The 17,704-nt window shown below is 39.9% G+C and carries 13 protein-coding genes and 1 pseudogene; 2 read left to right on the top strand and 12 right to left on the bottom strand.

Features of this window, described 5'->3' with window-relative positions; all coding sequences use genetic code 11:
- Positions 1-13: 13 nt before the first annotated feature.
- Positions 14-1,870, bottom strand: a complete 1,857-nt coding sequence (locus tag IAE53_RS00350) for a S9 family peptidase (RefSeq protein ID WP_233610631.1) — start codon at positions 1,868-1,870, stop codon at positions 14-16.
- An 87-nt stretch (positions 1,871-1,957) separates the two neighbouring features.
- Positions 1,958-2,803 (bottom strand): bifunctional 5,10-methylenetetrahydrofolate dehydrogenase/5,10-methenyltetrahydrofolate cyclohydrolase, encoded by an 846-nt coding sequence (locus IAE53_RS00345; RefSeq protein ID WP_010278569.1) that lies wholly within the window; start codon positions 2,801-2,803, stop codon positions 1,958-1,960.
- A 76-nt stretch (positions 2,804-2,879) separates the two neighbouring features.
- On the opposite strand from IAE53_RS00345, the gene IAE53_RS00340 reads away from it, so the two are divergent.
- On the top strand, positions 2,880-3,362 hold the full coding sequence (locus tag IAE53_RS00340) for a ComE operon protein 2 (RefSeq protein ID WP_188352875.1): 483 nt from the start codon (positions 2,880-2,882) through the stop codon (positions 3,360-3,362).
- Between the two features lie 316 nt (positions 3,363-3,678).
- Positions 3,679-4,647 (top strand): thymidylate synthase, encoded by a 969-nt coding sequence (locus IAE53_RS00335; protein WP_148423217.1) that lies wholly within the window; start codon positions 3,679-3,681, stop codon positions 4,645-4,647.
- A 30-nt stretch (positions 4,648-4,677) separates the two neighbouring features.
- Here the strand turns inward: IAE53_RS00335 and IAE53_RS00330 are convergent.
- From IAE53_RS00330 to pheT, 10 genes and pseudogenes are all read right to left on the bottom strand, one after another.
- Positions 4,678-5,280, bottom strand: a pseudogene (locus IAE53_RS00330) (JAB domain-containing protein); the annotation flags it as partial.
- A gap of 26 nt (positions 5,281-5,306) precedes the next feature.
- Positions 5,307-6,704: an MFS transporter gene (locus tag IAE53_RS00325; protein WP_200135770.1), complete on the bottom strand. Its 1,398-nt coding sequence runs from the start codon at positions 6,702-6,704 to the stop codon at positions 5,307-5,309.
- Complete coding sequence (locus tag IAE53_RS00320; protein WP_148423220.1) at positions 6,694-7,875, bottom strand: folylpolyglutamate synthase/dihydrofolate synthase family protein; 1,182 nt, start codon at positions 7,873-7,875, stop codon at positions 6,694-6,696. The genes IAE53_RS00325 and IAE53_RS00320 overlap by 11 nt, the downstream gene beginning before the upstream one ends.
- Positions 7,876-8,006: 131 nt before the next feature.
- Entirely contained in the window at positions 8,007-9,557 is a 1,551-nt protein-coding gene (locus IAE53_RS00315) for a DEAD/DEAH box helicase (RefSeq protein WP_148423221.1), read from the bottom strand.
- Between the two features lie 35 nt (positions 9,558-9,592).
- Positions 9,593-10,735: a serine hydrolase gene (locus IAE53_RS00310; protein WP_148423222.1), complete on the bottom strand. Its 1,143-nt coding sequence runs from the start codon at positions 10,733-10,735 to the stop codon at positions 9,593-9,595.
- 24 nt (positions 10,736-10,759) lie between these two features.
- Positions 10,760-12,088, bottom strand: a complete 1,329-nt coding sequence (gene murF / locus IAE53_RS00305; RefSeq protein ID WP_148423223.1) for a UDP-N-acetylmuramoyl-tripeptide--D-alanyl-D-alanine ligase — start codon at positions 12,086-12,088, stop codon at positions 10,760-10,762.
- 1 nt (position 12,089) lies between these two features.
- Positions 12,090-13,481 carry a 23S rRNA (uracil(1939)-C(5))-methyltransferase RlmD gene (gene rlmD / locus IAE53_RS00300; RefSeq protein WP_148423224.1) on the bottom strand — a complete coding sequence of 464 codons (1,392 nt, stop codon included), beginning with the start codon at positions 13,479-13,481 and terminating at the stop codon, positions 12,090-12,092.
- Between the two features lie 39 nt (positions 13,482-13,520).
- On the bottom strand, positions 13,521-13,787 hold the full coding sequence (locus tag IAE53_RS00295) for a type B 50S ribosomal protein L31 (RefSeq protein WP_010278597.1): 267 nt from the start codon (positions 13,785-13,787) through the stop codon (positions 13,521-13,523).
- A gap of 92 nt (positions 13,788-13,879) precedes the next feature.
- Positions 13,880-15,166 (bottom strand): UDP-N-acetylglucosamine 1-carboxyvinyltransferase, encoded by a 1,287-nt coding sequence (locus IAE53_RS00290; protein ID WP_148423225.1) that lies wholly within the window; start codon positions 15,164-15,166, stop codon positions 13,880-13,882.
- An 80-nt stretch (positions 15,167-15,246) separates the two neighbouring features.
- The gene (gene pheT / locus IAE53_RS00285) at positions 15,247-17,703 is read right to left on the bottom strand and encodes a phenylalanine--tRNA ligase subunit beta (RefSeq protein WP_148423226.1); all 2,457 of its coding nucleotides are present in this window, start codon (positions 17,701-17,703) and stop codon (positions 15,247-15,249) included.
- Position 17,704: the final 1 nt, after the last annotated feature.

Here is a 17,704-nt window from a genome sequence, read left to right as displayed (position 1 = left end):
TGTTTTTAACAAATTAATTTTTAAATTTAGCAAACCAATCATCCATGACTTTCAGCCGCGCAATACGAAGATTTGGTCGACCATTTCTTGAAACACCGTGAAAACTCTCAGGCAATCTCACTATTTCAATCGGTGTATCTGTTTGTGTTTTAATCGCCATGAAATATTCTTCTGACTGGCCTAATGGCGTCCGTAGATCGTACTCACCATGAAGTAGTAAAATCGGTGTTCGTACATTTTTGGCATAAGCTAATGGTGATATTGCCCATAATTTTGAAATATTATTGTCCTGCAAATCCAATTTCAATTCAGCTTTTGAAAAATCATAACCGATGTCACTTGTACCAAACATGCTAATCCAATTAATGACCGGTCTTTGAGCAACAGCTGCTTTAAAACGTTGATCATGACCAATAATCCAAGTGGTCATATAACCACCATAGGAACCACCTGCCACAAATACATTACGCACATCAATCACATCAGAAAATTTGGATAGTGCCGCTTTAAAGCCGGTCATAACATCACGATAGTCTTGCTCTCCGTAATGTCCAATCACACTTTTCACAAAATCTTGACCGTAAGAAGTTGAGCCATGCGGATTGGTAAAAACGACATTATATCCAAGTGAAACCCACATTTGAAATTCCCAAAAGAAGGCATCAGCATAAGCCGCATGTGGTCCACCGTGAATGTACAATAATGTTGGCGCTGGTTGTCGTTGCGCATGCATAAACCAGCCATCAACCATCGAACCATCTTCCGAAGCAAATTGATATTTTTGAGCCACTACAAATGCCTCTTTTGAATCCGGTCGATACAAAATATCACCGTGCCTAGTTTCAATTTGTGAAGGTATATTGGTATAAGAAGTGATCAGCGCTTCTGACGTAAAAGACAAAATAGCGCGTTGCGTATCATCTAGTAACGTCAAAATACCATCTGTTGTCAAACGGTATAGACGGTTGTGACCATGATAAGTCGCAACGAATTCAATTTCCGTGTCATTTCGCCAAAACAATTGATGCATACTCTTTAAAAAGACTACATCACTCATCGTATCTTGCAAAGCATCAACATCAGAATCAAATATAGGCGTGAGAGTAGATCGTTTAATGTCATATAGATACACACCAAAAATTCTTGCATTAGTATACTGCCCATCATGAGCGATCAATGCAATTTTTTCACCCTTTGGATCAAAAATTCCATCCGCAGTGAGTCCATGCGGCAAATTTTGACTCACTTCAATCATTTGACCACTGACCAACAAAAATGTTTTATTACTCTCCCCAAGCCCAGCAATGTTATCAGTTTGTGTCAATAATAATTTATGATCAAATTGGTCTAATAAAGTTGTACGCGTTGTAGTATTTAGAACAACTTTTGTCAGATCTTTAGAAATATCTAAATAGGTAATACGATATTGAGTTGATTCATCAATGAGACCATATCCGTCAGCTTTATAATTTTTTTCAGTAATGCGACGTGGTATTGGTCGATCTGATAATACTGGTATTGGCGACTGATGGCTCGTTATGGTGAGATAATAAACATGATTATTATCCGCTGTTGCTGTGTATTGGTGTACACCTGCAGCTTCGAATGTTTTTTGTTCACCAGCAACAAACAATTGCGCAACTCCATCAATTTTTTGTAGATAGGCTAATTGTCCATTCACATTTTGTGGTAGCCATGCATCTTCAGCAATCACATTCACTTGTCCATCAACCAATTGACAAACACGATGTTGTGTATCGTTTTCAACTTCACGCAACTGTGTTTGTGTAAAATAATAACGTTCACTAATCTTAATCAATTGACTTAAACTTTTAATGTTAAACAATGATTTATCTAATTTTTTCATCATTTACCTCACTTATAATTTCAAGTCTATCATAAATCGTGAACAAAAAAGAGGTTATAACGCATTTCAGTGCCATAACCTCTCATTAAATTATTGATTTAATTCCGCTAATGTCACTGTGTTTTCCAATAAAGTAGCGATTGTCATTGGCCCTACACCACCGGGCACTGGCGTAATAAAATCTGCAATACCTTGTGCTGAATCAAAGTCAACATCTCCAGTGGCTTTGCCATCAACGACGTTCATCCCCACATCAATCACGGTGGCACCTTGTTTCAAATCTTCCCCTTTAATAAAATTAGGAATACCCACACCAACGGCTACAATATCAGCAAATTTAAGCAAACGTTTCAAAACCGCGGGTTCTGTGTAGCGATGTGCAACCGTCACCGTTGCATCAGCATTATTTAATAAAGCTGACATTGGTCGCCCAAATAGTTGAGATCTACCAACAACTAAAGCCACTTTGCCTTTTATAGGAATATGATAGTAATTCAATAACGACATCACACCTTGTGGCGTCGCTGCGACAGTATACGGCTCCAAAGCATCCCCAAACAGCATACCTTGAACAGTTGCACCTAAACCGTCAGCATCTTTCTGAGGCGCAACTGCAGAAAATACCTGTCGTTCCTTGATGCCTTTAGCCAATGGACTTTGAACTAAAATTCCTGTCACATCATCATCCGCGTTTAACGATTCAACCAAAGCGATAACACTGTCCGTTGTTTCATCTGCGCCAACAGGAATATCACGTGTTTGAATACCAAGCTTGGCTGCTTTCCGAGACTTCATGCCAACATACAATTGACTACCTTCATTGTCTGGGTCGTAAATCACAGCAAGCGTGACTGGCTTATCTAGTTTTGTCACACGTTGAGCCGTTTTGTCGTTAATTATTTTGGCAACTTTGGCACCGTCAAGTAGCTCTGTCATTCAAAAATCTCCTTCAATCTTCACAATATTTTGTTATACTCATTCTATCAGATTCAAAAGCAAAACGAGGGACATTATCATGGATACACGTATTAGTTGGGACCAATATTTTATTGCACAGGCAGCCATTCTGTCAACACGATCGACATGCACAAGATTACACGTAGGCGCTATTATCGTGCGAGATCATCGCATAATAGCAAGTGGTTATAACGGTAGTGTTGCCGGTACACCCCATTGCACTGAGGTTGGTGATCTCATTGTTGATGGCCACTGTGTACGAGCCGTTCATGCTGAACAAAATGCGCTCATGCAAGCAGCGCAAATGGGCATCAGCGTTGATGGTGCAGAAGTTTACGTTACAGATGTACCATGCGTGCAATGCACTAAACTCTTGCTCCAAGCAGGTATTCATAACATTAACTTTATGCGTGATTATCATAATGATCCATTTGCTGAAGAACTATTACGTCAAAAACATGTTTCACTTAAACAAGTACCATTTTCATCACAAACAGCCCATCAAATTGATTTAAACCAATTTATCGCGCATGAATGATAGCTTTTAGTTCGTCAGAAAATGCATGCAATTCACGAACTATTTTTAAGTTTACCATATTTTTTACTTTTAGAAAACGAATAGCATTCAAAAGTGTTTTTTGTTATTATTATTCAATAAAAAACCAATAACGACAAGCGCTCAAGAGTTTATTACAATTTTGTAACACGTCAATACAAGCGTCAGAATAACGTTTTTAAAAGCGTACAAATTTGCTATTAAATCGCGTTTTCGTTAATATTTAAGTAATGATTTTTGAAAGGAATCACGCGTGTCAAACTATCCAAAATAGCTAAAACGCGTACAATAAAAAGACATGTCTCAAAATGAACAGCAATACTTAGATCTAGCACAAAAAATTCTCGATGAGGGTACTTTAAAAGGTGACCGTACCGGAACCGGCACACATTCACTGTTTGGCACACAAATGCGTTTTAATTTACAGGAAGGCTTTCCACTCTTAACCACAAAAAAGGTCTTTTTCGGCTTAATTAAAAGTGAACTTTTATGGTTTTTACGTGGTGACAATAACATTCGCTTTTTGCTCGAACACAATAATCACATTTGGGATGAATGGGCTTTTAAACACTGGGTTGAATCTGATGCCTATGATGGCCCTGATATGAGCGACTTTGGCCAACGCTCACAACGTGATCCTGAATTCAACAAAGCCTATCAGGAACAAAAAGCTATTTTTGTCGATAAAATCCTTCATGATGACGATTTTAAGGAAACGTACGGCTACATTGGTGATGTTTATGGTAAATTATGGCGTGGTTGGGAAACAAACAGCTTAACTGCCGGTGAAGACACGATTGATCAAGTCAATCGTCTTATCAATCAAATCAAAACAACCCCTGATTCTCGGCGATTAATCTTGACGGCATGGAACGCTGAAACCACACCTCAAGCACCTCTACCTTCTTGCCACGTTTTAAGTCAATTCTATGTTGCTGATGGTAAGCTTAGTTTACAACTGTATCAACGTTCCGGTGACTTTTTCCTAGGTGTGCCGTTTAACATTGCTTCATACTCCCTATTGCTGCATATGGTTGCTGCCCAAACTGGCTATGAAGTCGGCGATTTTATTCATACAATTGGCGATACACATATTTATAACAACCATATTGATCAAATTAACGAGCAGCTCTCACGACCAATGCACAAACTACCAAAACTCTGGCTAAATCCAGAAGTAAAGTCACTCTTTGACTACACGATGGATGACATCAAAGTTTTGGATTACGATAGCGAACCAGCTATCAAAGCACCTGTTGCCGTTTAAAAAGCTATCCCTGATTACATTACTGCGGGATAGCTTTTTTAATTGCTTCTTTTCAGACATACTCCAATAATCACTGTGCGTCACAACAAATGAATCAAACAAATGAATGTCCATTTGTTGCCCAAGTGTTGCTAGTCGCTGACTAAAAACAATATCTGCTTTAGATGGCATGACATAACCACTCGGATGATTGTGAACAATCATAAATCCCACAGCATTTGCTTTCAAAACACGCTGAAAAATTTCTCTAGGTGACGCTTGCACATGACTCACAGTACCCACAAAAACCGTTTCCCAACCAATAACGTTTAGCTGTGCATCTAAAAGCGCCAAGCACAGCTGTTCCTGAGACAAATGCCCGATTTTTTTTTGCGCAAATGTCCCCATTTTAGTCGAATATTTTGCGTTCAGTAAAACCTGTCTTTTTTGAAAAGCAACTGCTTTTCCTATTTCAACCCCGATCAATAACGCTTGATTCGCAACTTCATTATGTGAGACAAAGTCCTCAGCTGTATCATGTGTTATTTCATTTAATGCGTATGGTTCAGGAAAGTAACGTTGAAAATTACGTAGTGCATGGTTTTCATCTTGTCCAAATAGTCTGTAAAATTGTTTAATTTTATTAGTAATCATGTTGTTTGCCTCTACAACATAATACGTTAGTACAGTCTCTTTCTCCCAAAATGTAAGGCACTTAATGACAAAATGGCAGACAACACAATCAACACAACATCAACCCTAAACGTCCAAATCGTGCCTGAATGCGTTGCTACGACCAAGTCGCGAGCATCGTCCGCGTGCTTTTGAAAAGTTGCAATAATGCCGGCAGCTAAGGCAATACCAATGGCCGCAGAGTAATTATTAGTTGCTGAAAAAATTGAATTACCGGCACTCTGGAAATTCACTGGCACCTGACTAATTGTGAAAGTCATGTTATTTCCAAACCAAAAACCAGCACCAATTTGAATGACCATAAAGCCAAGTGTTAACCAAGTCAAACTAATCGGCAAGAATGCCATCAAAACAGTCCCTATCAACATTAATATCAAGCCGGTAATGATTGACACACGCGCTCCAAAGCGATCATATAGCCTACCTGACAAAATAGCCATCAGCGCGTATCCCAGCGCCCCAGGTAGTAATGCTAATCCTGCTACTTGCGAGTTTTGCAATAATACAATCTGTAAAACCATCGGCACCGCATAATTAAACGTTAAATTAACAACCTGCGTTGTAAATGAAGCTGCCATACCAAAACGAAAAGTTTTATATTTAAAAATTGCCGGATTAATCAGTGGGTTAGCAATTCGCTTTGCGTGAAATAGATACCCCACTAACCCAACTATCATCGCCACAATCATGCTCAAACTCAAAGTATTGATCAATCCATGAGTGCTCGTTCGTTCGATAACAGAAATACCCGCCACAAAAAAAAGACTCAGGAGTAGCCAACCGATTAAATCTAGCTTCTCTTTTTTTAATGGTGCACCCTGTTGAATGGTCCACCAACCTAATACGAGTGAAAAAAGTTGAATCGGTAGCACTACCCAAAATACCATATGCCAACCGTAATTTTGTGTTAAAAACCCACCAAATGCTGGTCCAATGGCTGGGGCAAACGAGATAATCAATGACCCCAATCCAACCATCGTTCCGCGCTTTTTCTCTGGTACTTGTTCAAAAATCACGTTATACATTAAAGGAAAACCAACGCCACCGCCAATGCCTTGTAACAGACGCCCAAATAATGTCCAGCCAAAATCGCCACTAATAGCATTAATTAACACACCAATTAAAGAAATAATAGTTGCAGTGATAAATTGACTGCGGTTAGTAAAATTTTTCTTTAACCATGGTGATAAGATAACCACCATGCTGGTCAGTAAAATAACACCAGACGTCAACCACTGCACGACATTAGACGTGACATTAAATTCTGTCATTAATATCGGGAAACTAACATTTAATGCTGTTTCTAACATAATATCAGTAAACCCTAAAATTCCAATTGCCAAAACGCTAAAAACTAAGCGTAATGATAATTTTTCACTTTGCATACTCTTCTCTCACTTTACTTACAAAATACAACGAACCCGTTAATACTGTTAAATCAGCGTCAGATTGTCTAATGGCTGTTTGCCAGTTTACTGCCATGCCCACTGGATATTTTTTGGCAGTTGCTTCAATATTCAAACTATGTCTGCCATTTGGTCCAGTAAACGGCACTAAGGTAATGGCAAAACGATTCTGCGCTAAAATTTCAGAAAAAGAATCAGTCACATTTTTATCCATTAAACTACCAATAATCAAATGAATCTTACCCGTTGGATAAGAATTGATTAGTGCTTTGTACAAGGCATGTAGTCCTTGCGCATTATGAGCACCGTCAATCATTAGGCTTTTATTCAGCAACTCAAACCGTGCGGGAAATCGCGTTGACGCCAAACCATGAATAATGGCAGAATCTGGAATACGTTCATCAAAAGCACGTACAGCCGCGACCGCAGTAGCTGTATTCACAATTTGATACTCTCCGGGTAATCCAGGTTTAAATTCGCCCAATTTGCCGACTATAACATTCGAAGCATGTTCTTTAATAACAGATAGCGCTTCACTAGAAATTTGACCGATAACCACAGGTATGTTCTTGTGAATAATACCTGCCTTTTGACGGGCAATATCAGCAATAGTCGGACCCAATAGGGCTTGATGATCTAAGCCAACGCTTGTAATGACGGCCACACGGGAATTTGGCATTACATTGGTCGAGTCAAGCAAACCACCGATACCAACTTCAATCACTAGCGCATCAAGGTCTTGTCGCGCAAAAAAAGTAAACATAATAGCTGTCAAAACTTCGAATTCAGTCGGAATATCCGGTGCCAACTCACGATCTAGGTCAATTAAAATGTCCGCGACATCTTGAGTGACTGATAACAAATCCTCTGATGCAATCATTTTGTTATCAACTTGAATTCGCTCCCGAAAATCCGTGATGAACGGTGAAATAAACAAACCCGTATGAAGTCCAGCAGATTGTAATATGTTGCTAGACATCGTAGCAACTGAACCTTTTCCGTTAGTTCCTGTAACATGAATCGCTGGTGGCACAATCTTTTCTGGATTGCCCAATCGATCAAGTAAGGCGTGCATGCGTTCTAGTGACTCCTTTTGCCCGCCTTTTGGGCGACTATGAATATAGGCAATGGCTTCTGCAACTGTTCTCATGTCTTCCTCCATCAAAGATATTCTTACACCCATTATAATCTCATATCATATTAAAAAATAAAAGCCGTCCATTTTGTTTGGACGGTTTCATCGTGTTTATTTCTCTTACTATTTACTCGAGCAACGGCATTTTAGCCTTTTTCACGGACGGTAAATTCTCGGCGATTCCCGCCGCTATTACGACGACTCTCATTTGAACGACCATCACGACGCTTGTAATCACCAAAGCGACGTTCACTTGTACCACGGCGATCATTACTACGATCACCATTGCCACGTCGATTGCGATTACCACGATAGCCACCACCACGATTACCATCACGGCGACCGCCACCATTGCGTGAACCACCGCCCTTACGTCGTGGTAATGGACGTTCGCGTGTGATTTCTACTGGTGTGTTTTGCTTTTCTAAGTCAGCTGCACTAGATAACAAGGCTGCCGCTAATTGTTCAGCAGAATATTGTGCAGTCAAAGCATTAACTTGATCTTGGATTTCTGCGACATCAGTTGACTGAATTAACTTTGCGACTTCTCCAGCGGCATTATTAATTTTACCAACACGTGCCTGTTGCAATGTTGCAGGCTCGAGAGGCGTCATACGTTTTTTAGTCAAATCTTCAACTGCACGTAGATAATCCATTTCATTTGGTGCTACAAATGTCACTGATACACCCTTAGCACCCGCGCGGCCCGTACGGCCAATGCGGTGCACATAACTTTCAGGATCTTGTGGAATATCGAAGTTATAAACGTGAGAAACATCCTTAACATCAAGACCACGAGCCGCGACATCTGTTGCCACCAAAATATTGATTTCATGTGATTTAAACTGAGCCAAAACACGTGAACGCATTTGTTGCGTTAAATCACCATGTAAGCCAGCAGCATGATAACCACGAGCTTCTAAACCACGAGCTAATTCTTCCACGCGACGCTTTGTGCGACCGAACACAATGGCCAATTTTGGTGCTTGCACATCAAAAATACGAGTCATGGTATCGAATTTTTCATTTTCACGCATCCGTACAAAGTATTGATCAACCAAATCAGTTGTCAATTCTTTAGCTTCAATTTGAATATGCTCTGGGTTAGTCATGAACTTAACACCAATACGCTTAATAGCAGGTGGCATTGTGGCTGAGAATAACAATGTCTGACGCTCGGCTGGTGTCTTATCAATAATTGATTCAATATCATCCAAGAATCCCATGTTCAACATTTCATCGGCTTCGTCTAGAACAAGTGTACGAACGTGATCCAATCTAACTGTTTTGCGGTTAATGTGGTCTAGCAAACGACCCGGTGTACCAACAAGTATTTGTGGATGTGACTTCAAATTTTGAATTTGACGGCGAATGTCAGCGCCACCAAACACAACTTGTACGTCAACATGCTTATCATGTCCAAGTTTTTTTAATTCATCTGCCGTTTGGATTGCCAATTCACGTGTTGGTGAAACAATCAAAGCTTGAATGTTTTTATTCTCTAAATCAATATGTTCCAAAATTGGCAAACCAAAAGCAGCTGTTTTACCAGTTCCCGTTTGCGCTTGTCCAATGACATCACGTCCTGATAATGTCAACGGAATTGTTTTTTCTTGGATTGGTGTCGCTTCGACATAACCATGAGTTTTAATGGCATCTAAAATATCTTGTGACAAACCTAATTCGCTAAATTTCAAAATTTTTCTCCTTGCACCTATTGTGCGTAAGCCATTCACTTTACAGGAATAGCAGTCATTTGTGTAAATATTTTTTTGGCTAGTGGTTGGAAACTATGTGATTTGTAATACTGATTACTCAATAGCACAACAGCATTCTGTCCATTTTTTGACAAAATTATAGTTGATTCATAACCAGGTAATACGCCATGTGCGGTCATATATTTTGGAAAATGATACATCCCTGCAGCATAACTTTCACCAAGCTTGGTTCGCCATAACTGTGCCGGACTGTCTATCAGCTTTTTGTTAATCATCAAATAATAATAGCGATACAGGTTACCTGTTGTCATTGCCACATTACCAGTTCCTGTTTCACGATGGTAGGCAACATTGTCATCACCATAAGGCTTATCATATGAATCATCATAGCCAATCGCACGATTAGCGGACGTTTTGAACATATCATATTGCACTGCATTTAAATGGTAGTGACGATCAAACATTTGTTCAAACAATTCAGTATAAGTTTTATGTGTCACCTTCATCAATACGCCAGCCAACAATCGATAGTTAACCGCCTGATATGACCAGCCATAACCAACACCCGGCTCACCAATAACAACCGCATGATCCGCAGAAAAATCAATGTTATCCGCTTCTGATTCAAAAGTTACTGGCTGTATATGTTGACTTAGCCCGCTAGTCATTGTTATCAAATCACTTATTGTAATTTTATCCGAATTAGCAACATTAGGGTAAAACTGGCTCAACTTTGTATCAAAAGATAGCTTACCTGCTTCAATTTCCTTCATAACTAGTGTTGCTGTTAATCCTTTTTGAACTGATGCAATTTGAAACAATGTTTTAGCATCATTAACACGTTTCGTTTTAGCATCGGCGTAACCATAGCCTTTTTGTAAAATAATTTTATTTTTATGCACAATTAATGCAGTTCCAACATAGTGCGCCTGCTTTAACTGGTTATCAGCATCTTTAGCGAACGCACCTTTAGGCACGACGTTAGTACTTAACATGGCGACATTGTTAACGCTGAGGTCATCGTTTTTAATTGGTTTCAGTTTAACAGATGACTCTTTGAGTGCTAAAGGCCAAAAAGTGCCTAGAAACAAGCTCAGTAAAAAAATTACAAGCACCCATTTCCTTCGCTTAATGTTTCGACTTTGGTTTCGTTGCATAAGTGTGTCCCCCGACACATTAAATTATTTTACTAATGCGTTGACAACGTTTTCAAGATGAATACCATGACTTGCTTTGAGCAAAATCACGTCCCCGTTTTCACCTAACGTCTGTAAATCTGTGATTAATTCGGCTAACTGATCTGTTTCATATTGGTGCAAGTGCGTTGAATCAAAGTGCTGTTGCAAAATGGGATAAAGATACATTCCCATAAATTTTCCAACCAAGTAAACGCCATCAACATTCGCCTCTATCACCGCTTTTGCCAGACCAGCGTGCAAGTTTTGCGTTTGCTCGCCTAATTCTAACATGTCTCCTAGCACAATGTACCGATGTGTGCTAGGAATCGTTTTCAGTGTTGCCAAAACGGCAGCTACAGCAGTTGGATTTGAATTATAAACATCGCTAATCAAAGTCACGCCGTGAGCTGTCGTGAGCGTTTCAGTACGATTTTTAGTCAAATCAAAATGTTTAAGTGCCTTTGCGGCGTCTTTTGTGTCAATATGTAATAAGATACCCGCTGAAATCGCTGCGAGCGCATTCATTATATTATACCGACCTCTCAGCGGAATAGCAAATCGAGTATTATCGAATGTGAAAGCAGTTTCAGCTTTATTTTCATCGATATCACTGATTTTCTTTCCAAAATGAACAACCGATTGATTAATAGCAGCTGTTGTCAACAAAGGTTCATCAAAAGGTATAATTAATGTACCGTCAGCTTTTAGTCCTTGGGTGATTTCCAATTTTGCCTTAGCAATATTAGCACGCGTTTTGAAAAATTCAATATGCGCCTCGCCAATCATCGTTATAATCGCGACATCTGGCAATGTCAATTCCGACAAAACAGAAAGTTGCCCAAACCGATCCATACCCAATTCAACAACGAGCACTTCAGTGTCTTCTGGCATCGTCAAAAGTGTTAGTGGTACACCGATTTCATTATTGAAGTTTTCGGGTGTTTTGAAAGTTTTATACGTCGTGGCAAAAACTGCAGCAGCCATATCTTTGGTGGTTGTTTTACCGTTAGAGCCTGTGATTGCTACAACCTTGGGATTAATATCTTGTCGTCGATATCGCGCCAACGCTTGAAGTGCTGTCAAAGTATCAGGCACTATCACAGCAGCAATAGTTGATGGTATTTGGTGCTGATTGTCAGCCAGTACAGCTACTGCGCCATGATTTAATGCTTGTTCGATGTAATCATGTCCATCGTTTTGCGCTACTAATGCCACAAATAAATCACCAGGTTTAACTTGACGCGAGTCAAAAGAAACACCGCTAACAACCACATCTCCGTATTGAATAGGCGCTTGTAAAATTTGTCCTATTTTTGATACCGAATAATTCATGCTAATCCTTTCGAAATACAGTTATACTTTCCACATGAGACGTTTGCGGAAATTGGTCAACTGGTAGTATGGATCCATCAATGTGATAGCCTCGTCGAATGATTTCAACAGCATCTCGCGCAAGTGTTACAGGATTGCAACTAATATATACAAATCGATTTGGTCCCATATCAACTGTTGCTTCAATTAATTCAGCAGTTAACCCACGTCGAGGCGGATCAACAAATACAACATCCGGCTTTAATCCTTCTTGTTGCCAGCATTTAAACTGCTCAGGTGCATCAGCTAAAATGTATGTCGCATTGGTAATCTGATTATTAACCAAATTCAACTGTGCATCAGCAACCGCACCAGGTACAACCTCAACACCAATCACCTTTTTAACACGATTAGCCACACTAATACCAATCGTGCCAATGCCCGAATACGCATCAATAACAATATCATCCGCTTGTAATTCAGCCTTTTGAGCTGCTAGATCGTATAATATTTCAGTCATTTGCGGGTTAACTTGATAGAAAGAATTAGGACCAATAATAAAATCATACCCTAACAACGTATCATGAATGGCATCTTCGCCCCATAGAGTCCTGTTATTAGGACTCAGCAACACATACTCACGTTTTGGACTATAATTTAATCGCAAACTTTTTAATTCAGGTAATTGTATGTGTATTTCATTAACAATTTCCGATTCATTAGGCAAAGTTGGCACGTCAGAAACTAAAACCACCATTAATTCATGTGAATAGTAACCTCGCCGAACCATAATATAACGGATTGCACCTTGCTGCGTATCTGGATCAAAGGCTGAAATTTGATATTTTTCCAAAATATCTCTAACGATTACAATGGCCCGGTCAATTGCTTGGTCATTGACAAAATAATCTGTCATGGGCACTAATTCATGACTACCACGGCGATAAAATCCACTGGTTAATTTTTCATTTTGCCACTTCACCGGTACAATCGTCTTATTACGGTAATACGTTGGATTTTGCATTCCAACAGTTGGTGCAACAGTCACTGTTAGGCCTTGTTTGGCAAATAATTTTTGAATTTGCTTTTGTTTCAAAATCAATTGTGCTTCATATTTTAAATTGACCAAAGGTGCTGTACCAGCTTCAATCAAGTATTGACGATGATTATTTTGTCTGGCATCGGAAGATACTATCCGCTCAATTACTTGTGCATAACCTGAAAATTTATCCACCTGTGTGACACGTAGACGAATTTTCTCATTGGGAATAGCATCCGCAATATATAAAGGATAGTGTTCAGTTACGTGAACAATACCCATGCCATCAATACGAATGTCATCCACAACTGCCGTTATTTCCTGCCCTAATTTAACCGGTAAAATTGTACGTGCGATAGTTCTGCCCTCATACATAAAAAACGCTCACCAAGGTGAACGTTTTTGAATGAACAATTACTTGTCTTCGTTGTTCTTGAAACCAAATCCAGCAAACTTTTTGTTGAACTTGTCGACTGCACCATCGGCTTGAGTAAACTTTTGCTTACCAGTATAAAATGGGTGTGAGTCTGATGTAATATCCATACGGATTGATGGATACTCTTTACCTTCAAATTCAGTTGTTGTATCAGATGTCACAGTGGAAGCTGACAAGAACTTCTTACCTGTTGAAGCATCGACGAACACAACTGCGTGATAATCTGGGTGAATTTCTGCTTGCATGATTCGTTTCTCCTTAGCGCCCTAAGTCTCGTGACCTAGAGTCAGTTATTAACTAGATAATTGTATCAAAATTTCTATTAACATGCAACTGTTTAAGGCATCAAATTAATCAAATCAATCCCTTCAATTGTCACATCGGCGCCCAAATGGCTTAACTTTTCTTGAATGCGATCATAACCACGCAAAATATGATCCGCATCATTAATAATAGTTTCGCCTTCTGCCATAATAGCAGCAATAACAAGTGCTGCCCCTGCTCGAATCTCTGCTGCCTGAACGCTCGTTCCTAATAGACGTGGTGATTGATTGATTTTGATTTGTCCAGGAACAGCTGAATCAATATCGCCACCCATTCGACGTAGTTCAGCGATATGCTTCACTCGTTTGGGGTAAATCGTATCGACAATTGTACTTTCACCTTTGGCTAACAACAGCAATGGTGTAATTGGCTGTTGCAGATCAGTCGCAAAACCAGGGTAAGGCATTGTCTTAATAGCCACAGGCTTTAGTTCATCAGACTTATAAACATGAATGGCATCTTCACCAATATCTAAGTTAACACCCATTTCAATCAGTTTAGACGTATATGATTCTAAATGTTCTGGAATGACGTTTTTAATCGTTACGCCATCACCGAATGCAGCAGCCATACTCATATACGTGCCAGCCTCAATCCGATCCGGAATAACCGTATGTGTGTTTCGCGCTTTCAAACTAGGTACGCCAGCAATACGAATTGTATCGGTTCCAGCACCACGAATACTAGCTCCCATGTTATTTAAGAATGTTACGATATCGATAATTTCAGGCTCACGTGCAGCATTTTCAATGATCGTCTGCCCTTTAGCGCGCACGGCTGCCAAGATAATATTAATTGTTGCACCCACAGAAACTGTATCCAGAGCAACACGCGCACCAATCAAGCCATGGCTGGTGGCGTCTATGTGAATAATATCGTTGACTTCAGTCACCGTCGCTCCCAACGCCTCAAATCCTTTGATGTGTTGGTCAATTGGACGTCGTCCTAAATTATCACCACCAGGGAAAGTTACTGTCGCACGACCAAAACGTCCTAGTAAGGCGCCCATAAAATAGTATGAGGCCCGCAACGACTTAATCGCACCGCTTGGTAAATCACTTTCAGTAATATGTGTTGGGTCAATTGTCAATTCGCCATTTTCAAACGTTGAACTGACATTCATTGCTTGCAAAATTAGCTGCAAATTCTTGACATCCAAAATTTGTGGCACTGTATCAAATTTAACTGGTGTATCAGCTAAAATTGCTGCTGGAATCAGTGCTACTGTTGAATTTTTAGCGCCACCAATAGTGACTTCACCACGTAAACGATGGCCGCCTTGTACGATTATTTTTGCCATGAAATTATCCTGTAACTTTATAGTCTGCATTCAATTATAACGTGTTTTCAAGCACAACTCAAATTAAATTAGAAAAATAATCAACGAATCGTCACATTAAATTGCGATTGTAATCCGCTTATAACGCTTTCAAAATCAGCATTAACCTCAGCCTCAACAAGCGTTTCATCATTATCTTGATACGTCAGAGTATAAGCCAAAGACTTCTTGTTTTCTGGTAAATTATTACCTGTATATTCATCAAATAATGTCACATCAACTAAATGATGACCAGCAGTTTTGTGAATGGTATCTTCAATTTCAGCTGATGAAACCTGGCTGTCTACTAGCAGCGCTATGTCACGGCTCATTTGAGGAAAGCGTGAAATAGGCTGATAAGAGACACTCGAATGGACATTTTTCAACACAGCAAAAAGATTCAACTCGAAACCGAACACTGGTGACAATTTTTGCGCTTTCGTCACACGCGGATGAATTTGTCCTACAAATCCCAAGTATTCTGTGCCCGCGTAGACATCGGCTGTTTGACCAGGATGCATATTAAGATGGCGACTTGTTGCTTGATAACTGACGTCACTTACACCAATCTGTTGTAGGTAACTTTCAACCACACCCTTCATATCATAGAAATCAACTGCTTTTGCCTGTTTACCCTTTTGCCAAGTTGATTCAAGACGACTACCCGTTAATACCCCAGCCACATGTTCAATTTCTGCTGGCTGCTGATCTTCTTGTTTGGCAATAAAAACACGTCCTTGCTCATATAGCGCAATATCATGAACAGCGTGTGCTGCATTATAAACAACATCATCTAAAAGACCAGCCAATAAATTTTGTCGTACAGTTGTTCGATCCGAGCTCATTGGATAGTCAAGTGTCACGACGCTGTCTGCCGAATTTTCAGCAAATAGTTGGGCCTTGTTGGGTGTCGTTAAGACATAGGAAATGGCCTGGTTTAATCCCAATGATTCCAAAATACGTCGAGTTCCTCTGATTTGACGTTGCAGCAAGCTTAATTTACCTGGGGTTGTTGGACCATACGGTAAAGTTAGTGGCAAATTATCATAACCAAATAGTCGTGCCACTTCTTCAATCAAATCTGCTTCGATACTGATATCTGGTCTCCGCGCAGGAACATCAACTAAAATCTGATCACCATTAATCTGATATGTGAATGCTAATTGATCAAAATAACCTGCAATTGCAGCCACATCAAGAGATGTGCCCAATATTTGATTAACCCGTTTAGCAGTTAATGAAAGATGCACGGCTTCACGTTGCTGATTAGCCACTTCGATACGACCACGTGCCACCTGACCATCAGCTAAATCATCTGCCAAACTTGCAGCATGATCTAAAGCAGTGAACGTATTGTCCCAGTTAACACCACGCTCAAATCGTGCCGAAGCTTCTGAATGCAAATTATGTCGACGTGCTGTGGCGCGAATAAGACTTGGATTAAAAATAGCACCTTCAATCACAATATTTTTGGTGTTGACATCAACTTCTGAACTAGTGCCACCCATAACACCGGCTAACATTAAACCATCTTGTCCGCTGGCAATGACAATATCTTTTCCAGATCGAAGCGCCCGATTTTGACCATCTAATGTGACCAAAGACTCATTATCATTGGCAAGACGAACATGAATATCTTTGTGTGATAACTTGTCCAAATCAAAGGCATGTAGGGGTTGTCCATACATTAACATCATATAGTTGGTAATATCAACTATATTATTGATTGGCCTCATGCCTGCGTTCCACAACTTTTTTTGTAACCACAGCGGTGAATCCTTCACCGTAACTTGATTTACAACCCGCAATGCGTATTTTGGTGCCAAAGACGGGTCATCAATCTGAATCGATATCTGGCTATCGGCCGGTGTTTCATATTCAATTAATTCAAAGTCGGGTTCTTGAACCTTCACCTGTCGCATTGCGCCAAACTCATATGCTGTTCCAATCATTGAAAGCATATCAGAGCGATTTGGTGTTAGGTCAGTATCTAAGACTGGTTCATTCATCCCCAAAGCCGCAATTGCGTCATCGCCAGGTTTCACACCATCATCTGGTCCAAAAACATAGATACCGCTCTCAAAATCTTTAGGTGCAATCTTGCTATCAAATCCTATTTCTTGTAACGCGACCAACATGCCATAAGACATTTGTCCTCGTAATGACACTGCAGAAAGCGTCACTAATTCGCCACTATCATGATTGATAATATGGGCACCAACTTTGGCCAAAATAACAAATTGACCGGCAGCGACATTGGGCGCTCCAGTAACAATTTGAATCGGTTCAGATTCACCAGCATCAATCTGTGTAATAACCATATGATCTGAATCTGGATGTGGGTTAACGCTCAAAACCTTTGCCACAACCAAACCATCTTGTTGTCGCGCGATAGTGGTATAGCTATCAATTTCAACACTTGTACGCGCAACTTGCTCAGCCAGTTGATTAACAGCAACCTCATCTAAAGCAAGCGGCTCATCCAAATATTCATTTAACCAAGCTAAACTCGTTTTCATG

It is taken from the genome of Leuconostoc sp. S50 (genome assembly GCF_016624925.1).
Lineage (GTDB): Bacteria > Bacillota > Bacilli > Lactobacillales > Lactobacillaceae > Leuconostoc > Leuconostoc pseudomesenteroides.
This window is presented reverse-complemented; position numbering and strand designations above follow the sequence as displayed.

Bases quoted from the DNA above. Each gene is read 5' to 3' on its own strand.
- IAE53_RS00350 (WP_233610631.1), bottom strand. From the start codon at position 1,870: ATGATGAAAAAATTAGATAAATCATTGTTTAACATTAAAAGTTTAAGT.
- IAE53_RS00345 (WP_010278569.1), bottom strand. From the start codon at position 2,803: ATGACAGAGCTACTTGACGGTGCCAAAGTTGCCAAAATAATTAACGAC.
- IAE53_RS00335 (WP_148423217.1), top strand. From the start codon at position 3,679: ATGTCTCAAAATGAACAGCAATACTTAGATCTAGCACAAAAAATTCTC.
- IAE53_RS00325 (WP_200135770.1), bottom strand. From the start codon at position 6,704: ATGCAAAGTGAAAAATTATCATTACGCTTAGTTTTTAGCGTTTTGGCA.
- IAE53_RS00320 (WP_148423220.1), bottom strand. From the start codon at position 7,875: ATGAGAACAGTTGCAGAAGCCATTGCCTATATTCATAGTCGCCCAAAA.
- IAE53_RS00310 (WP_148423222.1), bottom strand. From the start codon at position 10,735: ATGCAACGAAACCAAAGTCGAAACATTAAGCGAAGGAAATGGGTGCTT.
- murF (WP_148423223.1), bottom strand. From the start codon at position 12,088: ATGAATTATTCGGTATCAAAAATAGGACAAATTTTACAAGCGCCTATT.
- rlmD (WP_148423224.1), bottom strand. From the start codon at position 13,481: ATGTATGAGGGCAGAACTATCGCACGTACAATTTTACCGGTTAAATTA.
- IAE53_RS00295 (WP_010278597.1), bottom strand. From the start codon at position 13,787: ATGCAAGCAGAAATTCACCCAGATTATCACGCAGTTGTGTTCGTCGAT.
- IAE53_RS00290 (WP_148423225.1), bottom strand. From the start codon at position 15,166: ATGGCAAAAATAATCGTACAAGGCGGCCATCGTTTACGTGGTGAAGTC.
- pheT (WP_148423226.1), bottom strand. From the start codon at position 17,703: ATGAAAACGAGTTTAGCTTGGTTAAATGAATATTTGGATGAGCCGCTT.